The 1,433-nt window shown below is 40.8% G+C and carries 2 protein-coding genes; one reads left to right on the top strand and one right to left on the bottom strand.

Annotation, left to right across the window (positions count from 1 at the left end; translation table 11 throughout):
- Positions 1-93 (top strand): type II toxin-antitoxin system mRNA interferase toxin, RelE/StbE family (locus tag ACKLNX_RS00070; RefSeq protein WP_412970767.1); only part of this gene is annotated, 93 nt, incomplete at its 5' end.
- A 312-nt stretch (positions 94-405) separates the two neighbouring features.
- On the opposite strand, the gene ACKLNX_RS00065 is transcribed toward ACKLNX_RS00070, so the two are convergent.
- Positions 406-684: a hypothetical protein gene (locus ACKLNX_RS00065; RefSeq protein ID WP_412970766.1), complete on the bottom strand. Its 279-nt coding sequence runs from the start codon at positions 682-684 to the stop codon at positions 406-408.
- Between the last annotated feature and the right edge of the window lie 749 nt (positions 685-1,433).

Genomic DNA, 1,433 nt, shown 5'->3' with positions numbered 1-1,433 from the left:
CATGTAAAGCCTGATTTGGTTTTGATTTATAAAGTTGATTTCAACATATTAAAGCTAGCCAGAATTGGCTCTCATAGCGATCTATTTAACTAGCACGCTAACACCCCGCATAGAGGGCAAGTTTATGGGTGCAGCTTTTGAGCAACGCGAAATGCGCCCGTAAAGTTGTCCCAGCGACCGAAGGGAGTGAACTGATGCGATTGTTAGCACTGGTTGATTTAACTTGGTTTTGATTAAACATTTAATGCCTCCTTGCGTTAACCATTAAGGTAAAAATAGCACTCGTTTGGATCCCAGACAACAACTGATGTTTATCGGCGAGAACCAAACAGCCAATGCTCGCGAACCCGAAATTAACTCATTAAAAACAGATGAGAGTAACTCTTTAAAGAAAGAGCTGACACATTACTTACCTGTTGCCATTTGATAAAAATATAGCCCCAGTAATTGCAGCACATTAAATATAACGACCATTACGGTAAAGTAAATTACTGCAGATAAAAAACCACCATCTAGAGGAATACTAAGCCCTAATGCCAAAGCAATTGAAAACAGAAGTGAAAAAGTAGTAATCCGCTTTGCTGCTATTCTCGGTTGCTTAAATAATATTCTAGGGATCGAAAGAATGAACCATCCGACCGAATAAGAAAATAATAAAGGTAGACCTATAAATACAAGTGCCATTACTTAACCATTTGGATTGCTAACACCCGGCATAGAGGGCAAGTTTATGGGTGCAGCTCTTGAGCGTAGCGAAATGCGCCCGTAAACTTGTCCCAGCGACCGAAGGGAGTGAACTGATGCGTTTGTTATAACTGCTTGGATTATTGCGATATTGAATTAACAAACCTCACTCCTTTGATGTTGTTATTTGATGCTTTCTTTGAATGTAAACCTTACCCAACTTTAACCGAAACAACAACTGAATTATCCTGGCGAAGACCAAACAACCAATGCGCGCGCACCCGAAATTAACTGGTTTAAAACCTTTGAGAGTAACTCGTGAAAGAACGAGCCTGCACTGAACTTTCGCGACGACAACATTTGTTTGTTAGCGGAAAACGAAAGACTAATGCTTGCGAACATGGAACTCGGTTTCATATAGCTAGATTAGGCGACATTGAAAACGTCGAGCATGAGCTAATGTTGAAAAGGCAATAACTAAACAAAAGGACGCTCGCGAACCTCGGATAAAAAGACTAACGAAGAACTGCTTTGGGACTTACTCCGCCTTTTGCTTTTTGTGTTAAACATAACACCCCGCATAGAGGGCAATTTTATGGGTGCAGCTCTTGAGCGTAGCGAAATGCGCCCGTAAAGTTGTCCCAGCGACCGAAGGGAGTGAACTGATGCGTTTGTTATAACTGGTTGGATTAATGCAATTTTGAATTAACAAACCTCACTCCTTTGATGTTGTTATTTGATACGTTGTT

Origin of the sequence: Glaciecola sp. MF2-115 (assembly GCF_047250385.1) — a bacterium.
GTDB lineage: Bacteria > Pseudomonadota > Gammaproteobacteria > Enterobacterales > Alteromonadaceae > Glaciecola.
This window is presented reverse-complemented; position numbering and strand designations above follow the sequence as displayed.

Excerpts from the sequence above, each read along its gene's own strand:
- ACKLNX_RS00065 (WP_412970766.1), bottom strand. The coding sequence starts at position 684 with ATGGCACTTGTATTTATAGGTCTACCTTTATTATTTTCTTATTCGGTC.